A 17,122-nucleotide genomic window follows, 5' to 3' on the forward strand; every position below is an offset into this window, starting at 1 on the left:
CCCCTCAGATCTCGACGAGGCCGAGGTCGACGACGACGGTGCCCACCACGCCGGCGGGCGCCGCGACGTGCAGCTCGAGCACCTCACCGGCCTCGACGTCCTCCACCACCCGCAGCGGCACGTGCACGTCGCCCTTGGCGCCGATGGGGAACCAGCGCATCGGGACCCCGTCGCGGACCAAGACCGCGACCACCAGCTCGTCGCTGGCGTTGCCGCCGCGGACGTACAGCACCTGGGCGCGGCGGCCCTCGGGCACGGTGTAGGTCAGGGACTCGTCGAGCAGCTCGTGCTTGTCGAGGCCCTGCCCGGTGACGGGGAAGACCCCCTGCAGGAAGCGGAAGGTCGAGCTCATCGGGACTCTCCAGACGTGAGGGGGTCTCGGGTCGGTTCACGGGTCAGGTCGACGGCATCCGGGTCTGCGCCGTCGGGGTCGTGGCGCTCCAGGCGCACGGCGCACGCCTTGAACTCCGGCATGCGGCTCACGGGGTCCAGGCGGGTGTCGGTGAGGGCGTTGGCGACGCTCATCCCGCCCCAGTGGAACGGCACGAAGACCGTCCCGGCGGTGATGTCGCGGGTGACGCGGGCGCGGAACAGCGCGGTGCCGCGGCGGGTGGTGAGGCGCACGAGGTCGCCGTCGGCCACGCCGTGGCGGCGGGCGAGGTCGGGGTGCACCTCGGCGCGGGCGTCGGGCTCGGCCATGACCAGCTGGCGCACGCGCCGGGTCTGGGCGCCCGACTGGTACTGCGCCATCGTCCGGCCCGTGGTGAGCACGTACGGGTACTCGTGCCCGGGCCGCTCGGCGCGGGGGGTGTACCTGACGACGGCGCACTGGGCGCGGCCGTCGTGCGTCGGGAAGGACTCGGCGAACAGCCGCGGGGTGCCCGGGTGCTGCTCGCCGTCCGCCCCGTCCGGCGGTGCGGGGCAGGGCCAGAACACGCCCTGCTCGGCGTCGAGGCGCTCGTAGGTGATGCCGGAGTAGTCCGCACGGCCCCCGGCGCTGGCGGCGCGCAGCTCGGTGAACACGGCCTCGGGCTCGGTGGGGAACGCGGCGTCGGCGTCGAGGCCCTCGGGCAGCTCGAGGCGGTGGGCCAGGGCGTTGAGCAGCTCGAGGTCGTCGCGGACGCCGTCGGGCGGCGCCAGCGCGCGGCGGCGGAGGATGACGCGCCCCTCGACGTTCGTCATCGTCCCGGCCTCCTCGGCCCACTGGGCGGTCGGCAGCACGACGTCGGCCAGCGCCGCGGTCTCCGAGAGGACCAGGTCGGCGACGACGAGGTGGTCCAGCGCCGCGAGCCGGCGGCGCACGCGCTCGGCGTCCGGAGCCGAGACCACCGGGTTGGAGGCCAGCAGGAGCAGGGTGCGCACCCCGCCCTCGGTCCCGAGGGCGTCGAGCATCTCGTAGGCGGAGCGGCCGGGGCCGGGCAGCACCGACGGGTCGACGCCCCAGACGCCGGCGACGTGGGCGCGGGCGGCGGGTCGGAGATGGAGCGGTAGCCGGGCAGCTGGTCGGCCTTGAGGCCGTGCTCGCGGCCGCCCTGGCCGTTGCCCTGGCCGGTGACGGTGCCGAAGCCGGAGCCGGGGCGGCCCGGCAGCCCGAGGGCCAGGGCGAGGTTGGCCTGCGCCAGCACGGTGTCGGTCCCGTTGGCGTGCTGCTCGGCGCCGCGGCCGGAGAGCATCACGGCCCCCCCGCGCCGCGACGCGTCGGCGAGCAGGCGGACGGCGCGGCGCAGGTCTCCCTCGGGCACCCCGGTGGTGCGCTCGACGCGGTCGGGCCACCACTGGGCGGCTGCCGCGGCGGCGGCCTCGAACCCGGTGGTGCGGGTCTCGACGTACTCGTGGTCCACGAACCCGTCACGCACCGCGACGTGCAGCATGCCGAGCAGCAGGGGCAGGTCGGTGCCGGGCACGGGGGCCAGGTGGACGCCCTGCGCAGCGGCCGCGGCGGCGGTCGGCGTGCGGCGCGGGTCGACCACGACCAGCGAGGCGCCGCGGGCGCGGGCGGCGTCGAAGTGCTGCATCGCCGGAGGCATCGTGGCGGCGGGGTTGCCGCCGGTGATCATGATGGCGTCGGCGTCGGCGAGGTCGGCCAGCGGGAACGGCAGTCCCCGGTCGACGCCGAAGACGCGGTTCGTGGCGGCGGCGGCGCTGCTCATGCAGAAGCGGCCGTTGTAGTCGATGGCGCTGGTGCGCAGGGCGACGCGGGCGAACTTGCCCAGGGCGTACGCCTTCTCGTTGGTGAGGCCGCCGCCGCCGAAGACCCCGACGGCGTCGCGGCCGTGGCGGGCCTGGGTGCCGGTGACCGCGGCGACGACGCGCTCGAGGGCCTCCTCCCAGCTGGCCTCGACCAGCGGGGAGGTGCGGTCACCGGGGACGGCGCGCACCAGCGGTGACAGCAGGCGCTCGGGGTGGTCGAGCAGCTCGTGCGCCGTCCACCCCTTGGAGCACAGACCGCCGCGGTTGGTGGGGAAGTCGGGGTCGGGCTCGAGGGTGGCCGGGCGACCGCCGGCGGTCAGGAGGATGCCGCACTGCAGGCTGCAGTAGGGGCAGTGCGTGCGCGTCGTCGTCCGGACCGGCGGCTGGCGGAGGCCAGCACCGGTCCGGACGACGGGCGTGTCCAGGAGGACCAACGTCAGATCCGCTCGCTCAGGCCCAGCGCGCCCTTGCGGGCGTAGACGGCCCCGGTGACCGCGATGCAGAGGACGTAGAAGGCCACGAAGCTCCACAGCGCCGGCTGCAGGGAGCCGAACTGGGCGGTGGAGGTGGCGAACCCGCGGTTGACCAGGAAGCCGCCGTAGGCGCCGATGCCCGCCGAGATGCCGATGCAGGCCGAGGCGGTCCGCTTGGCGCGGACCATGCCGTCGACGTCGTCCGTGGAGGTCCGGCCGCGGAAGATGGCCGGGATCATGCGGTAGGTGGAGCCGTTGCCGATGCCGCTGGCGACGAACAGCACCATGAAGGCCCCGAAGAACAGCGGCAGGCTCTGGACCTGCAGCGCCATGACCGCGCCGACGGCCCCCAGGGCGAGGACGGCGAAGGCGGCGATGCTGACGCGGGCGCCGCCCACGCGGTCGGCGAGCTTGCCGCCCCACGGCCGGGCGAGGGACCCGATGAGGGCGCCGAGGAAGGCGATGCCGAGGTTCACCTCGGGGAACTGGTTCTTGAGCAGGAGCGGGAACGCGGCGGCGTAGCCGATGAACGAGCCGAAGGTGCCGATGTAGAAGAGCGAGACGAGCCACGTGTGCCGGTTGCGCGCTGCGAGCTTCCACGCCTCGCCGTCGGCCTTCGCCTGCGACAGGTTGTCCATGTACCGCCAGGCGCCCAGCGCCGCGAGCAGCACCAGCGGGATGAGGATGTAGGCGGGCCGTGCGGTGCTGGCGGCGACGCCGGCCACCACCAGGAACGGCGTGACGAACTGGATCACGGCCACGCCGATGTTGCCGCCGGCCGCGTTGAGGCCGAGCGCGGCCCCCTTCTCCTTCTCGGGGAAGAAGAAGGAGATGTTGCTCATCGAGGAGGCGAAGTTGCCGCCGCCGAAGCCGGCGGTCGCGGCGATGGTGAGCATGAGCCAGAACGGGGTGCCGGGGTTGGTGGCGACGTGGGCCAGGCCGAGGCACGGGATGACGAGCAGCAGCGCGGAGACGATCGTCCAGTTGCGGCCGCCGAACCTCGCGACGGCGAAGGAGTACGGGAAGCGCATCGTCGCGCCGACCAGCACCGGGATGGAGACGAGCCAGAGCGCCTGGCTGACGGTGATCGGGTAGCCGGCGGCGATGAGCACCGGCGTGGCGATCGACCAGAGCTGCCAGACGGTGAAGCCGAGGAACTCGGCGGCGATGGACCACCACAGGTTGCGGCGGGCGACGGCGCGGCCGCCGCCCTCCCACTGGACGTGGTCCTCGGGGTTCCACCGGTCGACCCAGCGGCCGCGCCGCGGGGCGTCGATCGTGCCGACGGCGCCGGAGGGCGCAGCGTCGGGAGTGGTGACCACCTCGAGGCGGTCGGGCGCTGCGGCGCGCGTGGCGCGGGTGTCCTGCGACATGCCACGGAACGTACGGACGCCGTGTTGCGCCCCCGTGCCGTTGTGTGACGCCGTGTGAACACTCCCCTCACGGCCCCGGGGCGGGACTGTGAGGGGAGCGCCGGGTCACGTGGAGCTGGTCGAGCGGATGGAGCTGGTCGCGCTGGTCAGCGGACGCCGACGAGGTCGACCACGAAGACGAGGGCCTCGTCCGGGCCGATGACGCCACCGGCGCCGCGCTTGCCGTAGGCCAGGTGCGAGGGGATCTCCAGGCGCCGGCGGCCGCCGACGCGCATGCCGAGCAGGCCGTCGTCCCAGCCCTTGATGACCTGGCCGACGCCGACGCGGAAGCTGAGCGGCTCGCCGCGGTCCCAGGAGGCGTCGAACTGCTCGCCGGTGGAGTGGGTGACGCCCACGTAGTGGGTGGTGACGGTGGCGCCCGGGGTGGCCTCGTCGCCGTCGCCGACGGTGATGTCGGTGATGACGAGCTCGGTGGGGGCCGGACCCTCGGGCGGGTCGACCTCAGGACGGGATGCTGCTGAGTCGTGGGTGCTCATGGGTTCACTGTGCCGCGAGGACGTCGACGACGAACACCAGGGTCGACCCGGCGGGGATCGCCTCGCCCTGGGCCTGGTCTCCGTAGCCCTTGTCCGGCGGCACGACGAGCAGCACCTGGCTGCCCACCGGGACCCCCAGCAGCCCCTCGTTCCAGCCGTCGATCACGCCGCCGCCCTGGGTGAAGGTGAACGGGGTGCCCTTCTCCCAGGAGGAGTCGAAGACCTGCCCGGTGCTCCAGGTGACGCCGGTGTACTGGACGGTCAGGCTCTGGCCGGCCTGGACGGGGTCACCGCTGCCCTTGATGAGCAGCTGCGACTCGAGCTGCGACGGCGGGGTCGCAGCGGAGTCGACCGTGATGGTGGGCGTGTGGGTGCTCGGGTCGACCTGGACCGTCGGCAGGCCCGCGGGGAAGGTCGACGGGTCGACGGCCTCGCCCGTGGCGTAGCCGGGCGCCACCGACTTCACGTCGATCAGGTAGACGAGCGTGTCCTCGGCGCCGATCTTGGCCTGGGCCAGACCGCCCTGCGGCCCGTAGCCGTCAGCCGGGGTCACCGCGGCGAGGACCCGGCTGCCCACCTTCGCGCCCGTCAGCGCCTTGACGAAGCCCGGGATGACACCGCCGCCCAGCACGAACGACACCGGGGGCTGGCCCTGCCCGAAGGAGCTGCTGCCGAAGGACTCGCCCGTCGTGCCGTTGACCCCGACGAACTCGACGGTGACGACGTCGCCCTCCTCGGCCGCGGCGCCGTCGCCCTCCGTCAGCACGCGCGTGGCGGTCTCGGTCACCGACAGCGGCGCGCCGACGTCCACGGTCGGCACGGCGGCCTGACCGGTGGCGCCCGCGGCGGGGTCGGTGACGGTGACGGCGCCGAAGTCGCCGCTGGCCGTGACGGCGCTGCTGGGGGTCTTCGTGCTGGTCGCGGCGGATGACGCCGCGTCCTGCGCGTCACCGCTGCCGCTGGAGCAGCCGGTCAGGGCGAGGGCCGCGGCGAGCAGCACGGCGGGCAGCGCAGCGGGGGTGGCGTGACGGCGGGAGAGCACCCGAGCACGTTACGCGAGCGACCTGGGTGCTCTCACATGCTCGCGATCAGGCGCTCGACGCGCTCGTCGACGGCGCGGAACGGGTCCTTGCACAGCACCGTGCGCTGCGACTGGTCGTTCAGCTTCAGGTGCACCCAGTCGACGGTGAAGTCGCGGCGCTTCTCCTGGGCGGCGCGCACGAAGTCTCCGCGCAGGCGGGCGCGCGTGGTCTGCGGCGGGACGCTGGTCGCCTCGAACACCTCGATGTCGCTGCTCACGCGCTCGACCATGCCGCGCGCGGCCAGCATGTTGTACAGCCCGCGGCGGCGGGAGACGTCGTGGTAGGCCAGGTCGAGCCGGGCCACGCGGGCGTCGGACAGCGGCAGGGAGTGCCGCGCCTGGTAGCGCTCCACCAGCTTGAGCTTGATCACCCAGTCGAGCTCGCGGTCGACCAGCGACAGGTCGCCGTCACGGACGGCGCGCAGGCCCCGCTCCCACAGGTCGAGCACGCGCTTGTCGGTGGGCTGGCGCACGCCGTCCTCCTCGACGAAGGCCTTGGCGCGCTCCAGGTACTGCTCCTGCACGTCGAGGGCGCAGGCCTCGCCGCCGCCGGCGAGCTTGAGCATCCGCCGCCCGGTGGTGTCGTGGCTGACCTCGCGGATGGCGCGGATCGGGTTCTCGAGGGTGAGGTCGCGCATCGTGGTGCCGGCCTCGAGCATCCTCAGGACGATGTCGACGGCGCCGACCTTGAGCATCGTCGTCGTCTCGGACATGTTCGAGTCGCCGACGATGACGTGCAGCCGGCGGAACCTGTCGGCGTCGGCGTGCGGCTCGTCGCGGGTGTTGATGATCGGCCGCGAGCGCGTGGTGGCGCTGGAGACGCCCTCCCAGATGTGGTCGGCGCGCTGGGAGAGGCAGTAGACGGCGCCGCGGGGGGTCTGGAGCACCTTGCCGGCGCCGACGAGCACCTGGCGCGTGACCAGGAACGGGATGAGGACGTCGGCCAGGCGGGAGAACTCCCCCTGGCGCGGCACGAGGTAGTTCTCGTGGCAGCCGTAGGAGTTGCCGGCGGAGTCGGTGTTGTTCTTGAACAGGAACACCTCGCCGCCGATGCCCTCCTCGGCGAGGCGGCGCTCGGCGTCGACGGTGAGGCCCTCGAGGATGCGCTCGCCGGCGCGGTCGTGGACGACGAGCTGGCGCACGTCGTCGCACTCGGGGGTGGCGTACTCGGGGTGGGAGCCGACGTCGAGGTAGAGCCGCGCGCCGTTGCGCAGGAAGACGTTGGAGGACCGCCCCCACGAGACGACCTTGCGGAACAGGTACCGGGCCACCTCGTCGGCCGACAGCCGTCGCTGGCCGTCGGCGGCGCACGTGACTCCGTACTCGGTCTCCAGCCCCAGGATCCGACGGTCCACGTCGTTCACAGTACGTCGCGGTGTTGGGGGGCGGCCGGTCCGGTGGCGGGAGCCGGCAGGAGCTCGTCCGTCGGCGGGCCGCTCCTGGGCCGCTCCTGGGCCGCTCAGGCGCCCTCGAGGGGTTGCGACGTCGAACGCGTGTTCGATATGATCACGGCATGACGCCACCCGCCGCACCCGACCCGGGAGCCGACCCCGTCGTGCTCGCGGCCGGTGACGGCGAGCAGGCGTCGCGGCCGAGGCTGCTGCCGCCCCGGAAGCGGCGCATCCGCGGCGCACGCACCCCACTGCCCGCGAGGGGCCCCCACCACCAGCGGCACCGGGCCACGCGCGCCGAGGTGGAGCGGCGGGGCCTGCCCGGGCCGGCCGACCTGCCCGCCGACGTCCTCAACACCGTGCTCGACGCCCGTGCGCAGCCCACGACGGGCTGGGTGTTCGACAGCGGGCGCTGGCGACTGGAGACCCCCGCTGACACCGACCCCCTCCGGCTGCGGGTCGTCGACGACAGCGCGCCCGACGGCGTCTGCGCAGGCCCCTCACCGCAGGAGCTGATGGCCGAGCTGGTCGCGGCCCGAGCGCGCTTCGCGGTGTGGGTCGAGCAGGAAGCGGACGACGACGAGCGCCGCCTCGTGGCCGCTGTGGTGGCGGAGCGAGCAGCAACCGCCGCGGCGCGCGAGCACGCCGAGCAGCTGCGGGCCTCTCAAGCGGCGGTCGGCCGGGCCCAGGGGGCCCAGGTGCGCGCCCTGGCGTCCATGGCCGGGCTCTACCGCGGGGTGACCCACCCCGGTGACGACCCCGCCGACGACCCCGCCGACGACCCCGCCGAGCGCGAGCCGGGTCAGGGTTCCGGCGGGTCCGCGGCGGCACGCCGACGTGAGGCCCTGCAGCGCGCCGGCCTCGACGACCTCGTCACCGAGGTGGCCGCGCTGCTGGGGTGGACCAGCGCCCGCGCAGGGTCGCTCGTGCACCTGGCCGAGCACCTCGTGAAGCACCTGCCGCGCACCCTGGAGCGGCTGGAGGCCGGCCGCCTCGACCTCACGCGCGCCAAGGTCGTGGCCGACCGGACCCTCGAGCTCGACGAGCAGCTGGCCTGGGAGCTCGACGAGGAGCTCTTCGGGCCCGACGGCTCCGGAGTCGGGCTGACCACCGCGCAGCTGCGCACGGAGGTCGACGCGGGCGTGGCCCGCAAGGACGCCAGCGCGGTGCGGCGGCGGTCGCGACGCAAGGTCGCGGCCCGGCGGGTGGCCATGGAGCCCCTGGGGGACGGCACGTCCCGGCTCGTCGTCACCGGTCCCACCCCCGCGCTGGCGGCAGCGAAGGAGCACCTCGACACGGTGGCCGCCGCGAACCTCGCCGAGGCGCGCCGAGCCGCGTCCGAGGGACGGGTCGCGGCCGACGGCGGCGACCCCTACGCCGAGCCCGACCCGGGCGCCCCGAGCACGGCGCTCCCGCCCGACCGCCGGGGACTGGCCGCCCACCAGTTCGACGCCGCCGTCCGGGCCCTGGGTGGTGCCGTTCCGGCGGAGCCGGGCGCGACCGTCCCGATGCCCACCCTCGAGCTGCACGTGGCGCTGCCGGTGCTCGCCGGCGCCTCCGACGAGCCGGGCTGGCTGGAGGGGTACGGCTGGATCCCGGCGCACCTGGTCCGCCAGGGCCTGAGCTGGGCGCGGTGCCGCCTCCGCCGGATCCTCACCGACCCCTTCACCGGTGACCTGATCACCGTCGACGGCCACACCTACCCGGCGTCCTGGCTCACCGACCCCGGACCACCGGACCGTGGGCGAGGTGGCCCTGGCCCTGGCCCTGGCCCTGGCCCTGGCCCTGGCCCTGGCCCTGGCCCTGGCCCTGGCCCTGGCCCTGGCCCTGGCCCTGGAGAGCCTCCCGGGCCGAACCCCTCCGGGGGCCGACCTGTCCAGCACCTGCCACCGCCGCGCACCGAGGACGACGTGCTCGGTCCCCCCAACGTCGTGAGCGGACCGCCCGGCAGGGCCACCGACGACACCCACGACACCGACGGCGCCGCGAGCGCTGCAGGCCCGGACCCGGACGACCCGTGCGGTGACACTCCCGACCCCTGCTCCACGGGCGCCTGCGCGCCGGTGGACCCCGCGGCATGCCCGCTGGCGGGGGTCGAGGGCGGTGGGCGCTACGCGCCGAGCACCGTGCAGGACCGGGTGGTCCGGCGTCGGTGGGAGCGCTGCACCCACCCGGGGTGCACGCGGAGAGCGTCGGCCTGCGACGTCGACCACATCGTCGCCCACCGCCGGGGCGGCGTCGCCGCGGGTGGGGGCACCACCTGCGCGTGCAACCTCGAGCCGAAGTGCCGCAAGCACCACCTGCTCAAGCACGGCACCGACCCCGGCGACCTCGACCCTCGAGGCGGGGCCGACACCCGGTGGACCGCGCGGTGGGAGCAGTGGCGCTGCGACCACGGCTCGTCGCACTGGCGCTCCCCCCTGGGGTTCGACCACCACACGGCGCCGCGGCCCGCGGGCCCACCGGTCGAGCGGTTCCAGCCGACGCCGTGGCCTCCGCGCGACCCCGAGGAGGAGCGCCGCCTCGGACGCCGGCACCCCGCCACGGGCCTGGCCTCCCAGAGCACCGCTCCCCGGTCCCGCTTCCCGGCCGAGCCCGACTTCTAGGCTCGGCCAGGTGGCACGCACCTCCCTGGGCCGCCTCGAGGTCCTCGTCACCGACGTCGCCCGGGACGCGGGTCTGACCTGCGCGGACACCACCCGAGACCGCGGACTGAGGATCACGTTGCGACTGGACCCCGGCGGGAGCCCCGACGTTCGTTCGGCGCGCCTGTGGGCCTCCGGCGGCGGGGTCTTCCTCCTCGACACGTCCGACGGCTACGGCACCGCCGACTTCCCGAACACCGACGCGGAGGTGCTCGAGACGGTCCAGCAGCTGGTCGCCGTGACCCGGGAGCTCCTGCTCCACCACGGCGAAGAGGGCGAGGAGGTGCGCTCCCGCGGACGCCGACGGCGCTACGTGGACGTCGTCGTCGACGGGGAGACCCACCGCCTGTGGGGTCCGGAGCTCCGCGACCCGTCCCGCCCTCGGAGGCGGTGGTCCGGCCTGCGCCGCTGAGGGCCGGTCAGCCCACCAGCGGCTTGGTCAGGACGACGAGGCGGACGCCGCGGTCGTCGGTGCGCTCGTCAGCGGTGACGGCGAACCCGGCCCGCTGGTAGAGGCGGATCGACCCTGCCGACTCCGCACCGGTGAAGAGCTCCATCCGCCGCGCTCCGGCAGCGCGCGCCGCGTCGTCGACAGCACCGAGCAGCTCGCCCCCGAGACCCCGCCCCTGGGCGTCGGGGGCGACGACGAGGCGCCCGACGTGCCCGACCAGCCCCGTCCCGCCCGCCCCGTCGTCGGCCAGGCGCAGGCGCACCGCACCGAGCAGGCGGTCGGGCCGCCAGTCCGTCCACGCCCCGGCCTCGGCGACCACCACCCGCTGGGCCGGGTCGGCGATGGCGGCGCGCACGTCGTGGACGGTCTCGCGCAGCGGCGGGAGCAGGGGGTCGCCGTAGCGCTGGGCCTCGCTGACGAAGGCGGCCAGCGACAGCACCAGCACCTCACCGGCGTCGGCCGGTGAGGCCGGGCGCAGCCGCCAGCCGCCCACAGCGCTCCGTCAGTCCTCGGGGCAGACCGGTCAGTCGACCCGGTCCGACGGCAGCCCGGAGTGCGACCCCGCGTCGGCGACGGCGTCAGCGGTCGCGGGCTCCGGCTCCGCAGCGGGGGCACCGCCGTCGAGCACCGCCTGCAGCGCCGCACCCTCCAGGCGCCGGAACGTGCGCCGCGGACGGGCGCGCTCCAGCACGGCGACCTCGAGCTGGTCGGCGCTCAGCGTGCGCGCCGGCCCACCGGCCGGGTCGGGTGACAGCGCCGCGAGCGCGAGCGAGAGCACGCCGGGGAGGTCGAGGTCGGCCCGCCAGCCCTCGCGCAGCGGCCCGGCGACGGCCTCGGTCTGCCCGCCGATGATGACGACGCCGTGCTCCTCGGCGACGGAGCCGTCGTAGGTGAGGCGGTACAGCTGGTCGGTGCCCGGCTCGAGCCCCACCTGCGCGACGACGACCTCGACCTCCAGCGGCTTGGGCTCGCTGGTGAACACCGCGCCGAGCGACTGCGCGTAGGCGTTGGCGAGGCCGCGGGCGGTGACGTCGGTGCGGTCGTAGGAGTAGCCGCGCAGGTCGGCGTACCGCACGCCGGCCACGCGCAGGTTCTCGAACTCGTTGTACTTGCCGACGGCGGCGAAGCCGATCCGGTCGTAGATCTCGCTGATCTTGTGCAGCGCCCGCGAGGGGTTCTCCGCCACGAAGGCGATGCCGCCGGCGTACTCGGCGACGACCACCGACCGGCCGCGCGAGATGCCCTTGCGGGCGTAGTCGGCCTTGTCGCGGATCAGCTGCTCGGGGCTGACGTAGAACGGCATGCTCATCGGACGCGCCCCTCCTGCTCGGCGGTGCGCTCGGCGATGAGGGCGCGGGCCACGTCGCCGAGCTCGGCGTCGGGCACGCGGGTGTAGCCGTCGGCGCCGATGACGGCGACGACGGGCCAGATCCGGCGGACGACGTCGGGGCCGCCGGTGGCGGAGTCGTCGTCGGCGGCGTCGTAGAGGGCCTCGACGGCCACGCGCACGGCGGCGCCGGCGTCCAGGCCGGGGCGCCACAGCTTCTTGAGGGCACCGCGGGCGAACAGCGAGCCCGAGCCGACGGCGTGGTGCTCGTGCTCCTCGTACCGGCCGCCGGTGACGTCGTAGCTGAAGATGCGGCCGGCGCGCGGGCCCGGACGGGCCAGGTCGTAGCCGGCGAACAGCGGGACGACCGCCAGGCCCTGCATGGCCAGGCCCAGGTTGCCGCGCACCATCGTGGCCAGGCGGTTCGCCTTGCCGTCGAGGCTGAGCAGCGCGCCCTCGATCTTCTCGTAGTGCTCGAGCTCGACCTGGAACAGGCGCACCAGCTCGACGGCGAGGCCGGCGGAGCCGGCGATGCCGACGCAGCTCCACGCGTCGGCCGGGAAGACCTTCTCGATGTCGCGGCTGGCGATCATCGCGCCGGCGGTGGCGCGGCGGTCACCGGCCATCACCACGCCGCCGTCGTACGTCAGCGCCACGATGGTCGTGGCGTGCGGCGCCAGGCCCCCCGCCGGGGAGCCGCCCGCTGACGAGCCGTCGACGCCGGGCAGCGCCCGGCGTCCCGGCAGCAGCTCGGGCGCGTGCACGCCGAGGTACTCCGAGAACGACGACGACAGGCCGGGGGCCTGCTCGGGCTGCTGCGCGCGCGGCAGGTGGGCCGTCACTGGCCGCCCTTCTGCGTGTACTGGCGGACGAACTGCTCCGCGTTGGACTCGAGCACGTCGTCGATCTCGTCGAGGAGGGCGTCGACGTCGTCGGTCTGGTCCTTCTCACCGGCCTGCGCGCCGGAGCGCGGCAGGGGCTCGACCTCGTGCTCGACCTCGTCCTTGTCGCGGCGCGACGGGCGCTGCTGCTCCTGACCTGGCACTGGAAGCCCCCTCGATCTCGCTGGTCCCCCGATCGTAGGCGGGGGCGCCGACACCGCACCCGGCACCACCCGGCGGCTGGCAGCATCGACGCCCGTGACCCCTGACCCGTCCGTCCCGGCCGAGGTGCTGAGCGCCCGCGAGGGCACCGGCACCGCCTTCCCCGCGGCCCTGGCCGCCCACGCCCGCCGTCCCGGAGCGCTGGCCGACGCGGCCGCGTGGTGGTCCTCCGCCGACCCGGTGGCCCGCCTGGTGGGGCTGGAGCTGTCGGCGGTGCTCGCCGGGCCCGCCTCGCCGCTCGCCGTCGCCGACCGCGGCCCCGCGCTCGCCCAGGTCGCCGCCCAGGCCCGCGAGGCCGCCACCAGCGACGACGCCGACCTGCGCTGGTCCGCGGCGAAGGCCCTCGGCGCCGTCGGGCCCTCCGAGGAGGCGCTGGCGGTGCTGCTGCGCCTGGCCCGCGACCCCGACCCCGACGTGCGCTGGCAGGCGCTCGGCTGCCTGCCGATGGCCCTGGGCACCGGGCCGGGGGCCCTGGAGGGGCCCGGGGCCCGCGACGTCGTCGCCGTCCTCGTGGCGTCGACCGCCGACGCCGAGGACGAGATCACCGAGCAGGCCGTCTTCGTGCTCGCCGAGCAGCTCGAGGTCGCCGGGGCCGCCGCCGCGCCCGCCGTCGCCGACGCGCTGGCCGCCCACCTGCCCGCGCCCGGGACCTCGGCCGGCGACGAGGAGGCGGGCGCCGGCGAGCGCGCGTCCCTGGCGGCGCTCGCGCTCGCCCGCCGCGACGACCCCCGCGCCGCGCCCGCGGTGCGCGCCCGCCTCGAGCAGGCCCTGGAGGCGGTGCGCAGCGAGACCGACCCCGGTGCCGCCGCCGAGCTCGACGACGCCTGGCTGGAGGCGGCCGACCTGCTCCCCGGGCTCGCGCCCCTGGTGGCGGACGTCCGCGCCGCTCGCTGAGGGCCGCTGAGGGGCCGCTGAGGGGCCACTGAGGGGCCGCTGAGGGGCCACTGAGGGGCCGCTGAGGGGCCGCTGAGGGGCCGCTGAGGGGCCGCTGAGGGGCCACTGAGGGGCCACTGAGGGGCCACTGAGGGGCCACTGAGGGGCCACTGAGGGGCCACTGAGGGGCCACTGAGGGGCCGCTGAGGGGCCGCTGAGGGCTCAGCGCTCCGGGGGGAAGGCCAGCGACACCGTCGTCCCGGCGGGTCCGGTGGCGAGGTCGACCCGCCCGCCCTGGGCGAGGGTGACCGCCCGCACCACCGACAGCCCCAGCCCGGAGCCGCGCTGGTCGCCGGAGTCGCGGGTGGTGACGAAGGGCTCGAACGCGACGTCGGCGACCGCGGGGTCCATCCCGGGGCCGTCGTCGGCGACGTCGAGCACCACCCACCCGTCGTCGCGCACCCGCGCCGCGACGCGCACCCGCGTCTGCGGCGGGGTGTGCGTGCGGGCGTTGAGCACGAGGTTGAGCAGGGCCTGCACCACGCGGTCCTCGTCGCCGGCGATGACCACGGGCGGCGCCTCGCGCTCGGCCTGCACCTCCACCAGCGGCAGGCCCAGCCCGGCGGTGCGCTCGGCGAGCGCCGTGAGCAGGTCGGGGACGAAGACCGCCTCCACCGACGCCCCGTCGGCGGTGCCGCCGCGGGTGACGGCGGTGAGGTCGTCGACGAGGCGACCCAGCCTGTCGAGCTCGCGCCGCAGGACGGCGGCGGTGGCCGCGGCGTCCTCCGGCCCGCCGCCGGTGAGCTCGAAGACCTCGAGGTGGCCCTGGGCGACGGCGAGGGGGGTGCGCAGCTCGTGGGAGACCGACGCCAGCAGGCGGCGCCGCAGCGCCTCGTCGCGGCTGATGCGCTCCAGCATCCGCTCGACCTCGTCGGCGACGGCGCCGACCTCGTCGTCGCGGCGCGCCCCCGGCACCACGACCCGCTGGTCGGGCAGCGCCGCGAGGTCGACGGCGCGGGCGGCCTCCGCCAGCCGGCGCAGGGGCGCGGTGGCGCGCCGGACCGCGACCACCAGGACGGCGCCGCCGACGAGCAGGCCCACCCCGCCGGCGAGGGCGATGAGCCCGAGGGCCTCGCGGGCCTGATCGCGACCGGGCTCGAGGGACCCGACCAGCAGCACCGTGCCGACCTGCTGACCGCCCGCGGCCAGGGGGGCGTTCAGGACGCGCAGGTCGCCGGCGGGCGAGGGCTCTGTCACCAGCTGCTCGGGGACGCCGGTGGGCAGCTGCGCCCGGTTCACGAGGTCGCGCAGGACGGCGGGGCTCTCCTGGGTGGAGAAGGTCCCGCCGCCGGGGACGTCGAGGACGGCGAGGTGGCGGGCGCTGCCGGCGTGCGTGAGCTGGTAGGTGCGGGCCGCCTGTGCGGCCTCCTGGGCGGTCAGCTGCCCGTCGGCACCCGCCTGCTGCTCGAGCAGCGGCGGCAGGGCCCGGCGGACCTCGACCAGCTCGCCGAGGAGCACCTCGTCGAGGGAGGCGCGGTCGTCGACCCGGATGAGCTCGGCGGTGAGCAGCGCCGCAGCGGCGAGCGTGGCCGCGAGCACCGCGAGCGCGATGGCGGTGACGCGGCGGTGGAGGGCCCCCGCGAGCCAGCGGTCGGGGCGGCCGGGGGCTCCCAGCACGGGGGTCAGTCCGCGACGAGCCGGTAGCCGGCTCCGCGGACGGTCTCGATCCGCTCGGCGCCGAGCTTGCGGCGCAGGTGGCGCACGCAGGTCTCCACGACGTTGCTGGCGCCGTCGAAGTCGTAGCCCCAGACCCTGTCGAGCAGCTGCACCTGGGAGAGCACCTGGCCGGGGTGGCGCAGGAGCACCTCGAGCAGGGCGAACTCGCGGGAGGACAGGGCCACCTCCCGGCCGTCCCCGCCCCCGCCGTCCCCGCCCCCGTCTGCGCCGCCGTCCTCGACGCGGACGCGGCGGGTGCGCACGTCGAGCCGCAGGCCCCCCGCGGCCAGCACGACGGCGGACGGCTGCGCGGGCTGGCGCAGGCGCGCGCGCACCCGGGCCAGCAGCTCGGTGAAGCTGAACGGCTTGACCACGTAGTCGTCGGCGCCCGCCTCGAGGTTGGCGACCCGGTCCGCGACGGCGTCCTTCGCGGTCAGCACGATGACCGGCAGCGCCGGCCTGGCGCGCCGGATGCCGGCGAGCACCTGCTCCCCCGGCAGGTCGGGCAGGCCGAGGTCGAGGACGACGAGCTCGACGTCCTCCCGCTGCGCGGCCAGCAGCCCCGCGCGGCCCCCCGACTCGGTGAGCACGCTGAAGCCCGCGGACTCCAGCCCCCTGCGCACGAAGGAGGTGATCCCCGCCTCGTCCTCGACCACCAGCACCGCCACGGCCGCCATCCTGCCGGTGGCCCCCGGCGGCGGCCTGACGCGAAGATGACGAGACCGTCAGGTGGACGTCAGGCCAGCGCCACACCCGCCGGGAACTGTGGAGGACGTCGGCGCAGCAGCGCCGGCCCGCAGCAGACGCAGACCGACCTGGAGGACCACCGTGGCCAGCAGGAAGACCCTCGCCCTCGTCACCGCCGGCGTGCTCGGCCTGGGCGGCGTCGCCGCCGCCGGAGCGGCCGTGGCCGCCGGTGACGACCCGCGCACCGCCGTGGGGAGCGTCGACGCCGGCGCCCTGCAGCCGGCCCCGGCCGCCCCGGCCGCGTCGGGCGGCACCAGCAGCGCGGCCCCGCAGGGCGTCCAGCAGGTCGCCTCCCTTCAGGTGCTCCAGGGCGTCCTGGTCCGCGACGAGGACGACGACGCGGACGACCGGGACGACGCCGACGACGCCGACGACCGGTACGACGACCTCAGCGTCAACGGCGTGGACGTCGACCTCGGCCCCTCGGAGTGGGTGCTCACCGCCCCGGCGCTCCAGGACTACGACGGCGACGGCACCGCCGAGCCGTTCGCCGCCGAGCTCGACGGGCTCGTGGGCCAGCAGGTCACCCTGCAGGTGCGCTACGACGACGACAGCGACGATGACGACGACGACCGCGCCGACGACCGGCTCGACGACGCCGACGTCTACGAGCTGCAGGGCCTGGCCCTGCGCGCGGCGTCGGGCCCGGCGCCCTGGGCGGGCGGCGCGGTGCCCACCGGCCCCCTCGCCGGCTGACGAGCGGCCCGGAGGCGCTCCCGGGACGGCTGGCAGGGTGGGAGGCGTGAGCACCCCTCCCAGCGGCTCGGGCCGCGTCGTCACCGCCCGCAGCGAGCACCCCGTCGCCGTCCCCGCCGACCGGCTGCGCGCGGCGCTGGCCGACTACACCGGCGCGCGCCGCGACGCGATGCCCGCGGCGTACAGCCAGTACCGGGTGGAGTCCGGCGGCACCGGTGGGGGCACCCGCGTGGGGTGGCGCTTCCAGGCCACGAAGAAGCGGGTCCGCGACCAGCTGGTCGAGGTCAGCGAGGCCCCCGACGGCGCCCTGGTCGAGAGCGACACCCGCTCCTCGATGGTGACGCGCTGGACGGTGGCCCCCGCCGGCGCGAGCGCCAGCACCGTCGTGGCCCACACCACCTGGAACGGCGCGGGCGGGGTCGGCGGCTTCTTCGAGCGGACCTTCGCGCCGCGGGGCCTGCAGCGGACGACGGCGGAGCTGGTGGGGAACCTCGAGCGCGCCCTGCGCTGAGCCCCTCGC

At 75.9% G+C, this 17,122-nt stretch carries 16 protein-coding genes and 1 pseudogene; 5 read left to right on the forward strand and 12 right to left on the reverse strand.

Translation table 11 applies throughout. From position 1 onward, the window contains the following. Window positions 1-4 precede the first annotated feature (4 nt). From F1641_RS14650 to pafA, 6 genes and pseudogenes are all read right to left on the reverse strand, one after another. The gene (locus F1641_RS14650) at window positions 5-352 is read right to left on the reverse strand and encodes a molybdopterin oxidoreductase (RefSeq protein WP_194906746.1); all 348 of its coding nucleotides are present in this window, start codon (window positions 350-352) and stop codon (window positions 5-7) included. Continuing rightward, a pseudogene (locus F1641_RS23950) lies at window positions 349-2,615 on the reverse strand (molybdopterin oxidoreductase family protein). Before F1641_RS23950 ends, F1641_RS14650 begins: the two are co-directional and overlap by 4 nt. A gap of 11 nt (window positions 2,616-2,626) precedes the next feature. After that, the gene (locus F1641_RS14660; protein ID WP_194906748.1) at window positions 2,627-4,036 is read right to left on the reverse strand and encodes an MFS transporter; all 1,410 of its coding nucleotides are present in this window, start codon (window positions 4,034-4,036) and stop codon (window positions 2,627-2,629) included. A 146-nt stretch (window positions 4,037-4,182) separates the two neighbouring features. Next, entirely contained in the window at window positions 4,183-4,572 is a 390-nt protein-coding gene (locus F1641_RS14665) for an FKBP-type peptidyl-prolyl cis-trans isomerase (protein WP_194906750.1), read from the reverse strand. A gap of 4 nt (window positions 4,573-4,576) precedes the next feature. After that, on the reverse strand, window positions 4,577-5,614 hold the full coding sequence (locus F1641_RS14670; protein WP_194906752.1) for an FKBP-type peptidyl-prolyl cis-trans isomerase: 1,038 nt from the start codon (window positions 5,612-5,614) through the stop codon (window positions 4,577-4,579). A gap of 32 nt (window positions 5,615-5,646) precedes the next feature. After that, window positions 5,647-7,008 (reverse strand): Pup--protein ligase, encoded by a 1,362-nt coding sequence (gene pafA / locus F1641_RS14675; RefSeq protein ID WP_194906754.1) that lies wholly within the window; start codon window positions 7,006-7,008, stop codon window positions 5,647-5,649. A 158-nt stretch (window positions 7,009-7,166) separates the two neighbouring features. Here pafA and F1641_RS22495 point away from each other — a divergent pair, with 158 nt between their 5' ends. Continuing rightward, a complete protein-coding gene (locus F1641_RS22495) occupies window positions 7,167-9,650 on the forward strand; it encodes an HNH endonuclease signature motif containing protein (RefSeq protein WP_194906756.1) in 2,484 nt (827 codons plus the stop codon). Window positions 9,651-9,660: 10 nt separating this feature from the next. Next, window positions 9,661-10,101, forward strand: a complete 441-nt coding sequence (locus F1641_RS14685; RefSeq protein ID WP_194906758.1) for a hypothetical protein — start codon at window positions 9,661-9,663, stop codon at window positions 10,099-10,101. Window positions 10,102-10,108: 7 nt separating this feature from the next. On the opposite strand, the gene F1641_RS14690 is transcribed toward F1641_RS14685, so the two are convergent. The 4 genes from F1641_RS14690 to F1641_RS22500 are packed head-to-tail and all read right to left on the reverse strand — an operon-like array spanning window position 10,109 to window position 12,512. Then, a complete protein-coding gene (locus tag F1641_RS14690; protein WP_194906760.1) occupies window positions 10,109-10,633 on the reverse strand; it encodes a GNAT family N-acetyltransferase in 525 nt (174 codons plus the stop codon). Window positions 10,634-10,663: 30 nt separating this feature from the next. Beyond that, complete coding sequence (gene prcA, locus F1641_RS14695) at window positions 10,664-11,449, reverse strand: proteasome subunit alpha (RefSeq protein WP_194906762.1); 786 nt, start codon at window positions 11,447-11,449, stop codon at window positions 10,664-10,666. Next, window positions 11,446-12,309: a proteasome subunit beta gene (prcB, locus tag F1641_RS14700; protein WP_194906764.1), complete on the reverse strand. Its 864-nt coding sequence runs from the start codon at window positions 12,307-12,309 to the stop codon at window positions 11,446-11,448. The genes prcA and prcB overlap by 4 nt, the downstream gene beginning before the upstream one ends. Continuing rightward, window positions 12,306-12,512 (reverse strand): ubiquitin-like protein Pup, encoded by a 207-nt coding sequence (locus F1641_RS22500; RefSeq protein WP_194906766.1) that lies wholly within the window; start codon window positions 12,510-12,512, stop codon window positions 12,306-12,308. Before F1641_RS22500 ends, prcB begins: the two co-directional genes overlap by 4 nt. Window positions 12,513-12,606: 94 nt before the next feature. Here F1641_RS22500 and F1641_RS21855 point away from each other — a divergent pair, with 94 nt between their 5' ends. Next, window positions 12,607-13,464 (forward strand): HEAT repeat domain-containing protein, encoded by an 858-nt coding sequence (locus F1641_RS21855; protein ID WP_194906768.1) that lies wholly within the window; start codon window positions 12,607-12,609, stop codon window positions 13,462-13,464. 201 nt (window positions 13,465-13,665) lie between these two features. On the opposite strand, the gene F1641_RS14715 is transcribed toward F1641_RS21855, so the two are convergent. Next, a complete protein-coding gene (locus F1641_RS14715) occupies window positions 13,666-15,120 on the reverse strand; it encodes a HAMP domain-containing sensor histidine kinase (protein WP_194906771.1) in 1,455 nt (484 codons plus the stop codon). A 5-nt stretch (window positions 15,121-15,125) separates the two neighbouring features. Then, window positions 15,126-15,827: a response regulator transcription factor gene (locus tag F1641_RS14720; protein WP_194906773.1), complete on the reverse strand. Its 702-nt coding sequence runs from the start codon at window positions 15,825-15,827 to the stop codon at window positions 15,126-15,128. Window positions 15,828-15,987: 160 nt separating this feature from the next. Between F1641_RS14720 and F1641_RS14725 the strand changes: the two genes are divergently transcribed. Then, window positions 15,988-16,602, forward strand: a complete 615-nt coding sequence (locus F1641_RS14725; RefSeq protein ID WP_194906775.1) for a hypothetical protein — start codon at window positions 15,988-15,990, stop codon at window positions 16,600-16,602. Between the two features lie 46 nt (window positions 16,603-16,648). Continuing rightward, window positions 16,649-17,113: an SRPBCC family protein gene (locus tag F1641_RS14730; RefSeq protein WP_194906777.1), complete on the forward strand. Its 465-nt coding sequence runs from the start codon at window positions 16,649-16,651 to the stop codon at window positions 17,111-17,113. The last annotated feature ends 9 nt before the right edge of the window (window positions 17,114-17,122 follow it).

This window comes from Quadrisphaera sp. INWT6, assembly GCF_015390235.1.
Taxonomy (GTDB): domain Bacteria; phylum Actinomycetota; class Actinomycetes; order Actinomycetales; family Quadrisphaeraceae; genus Quadrisphaera.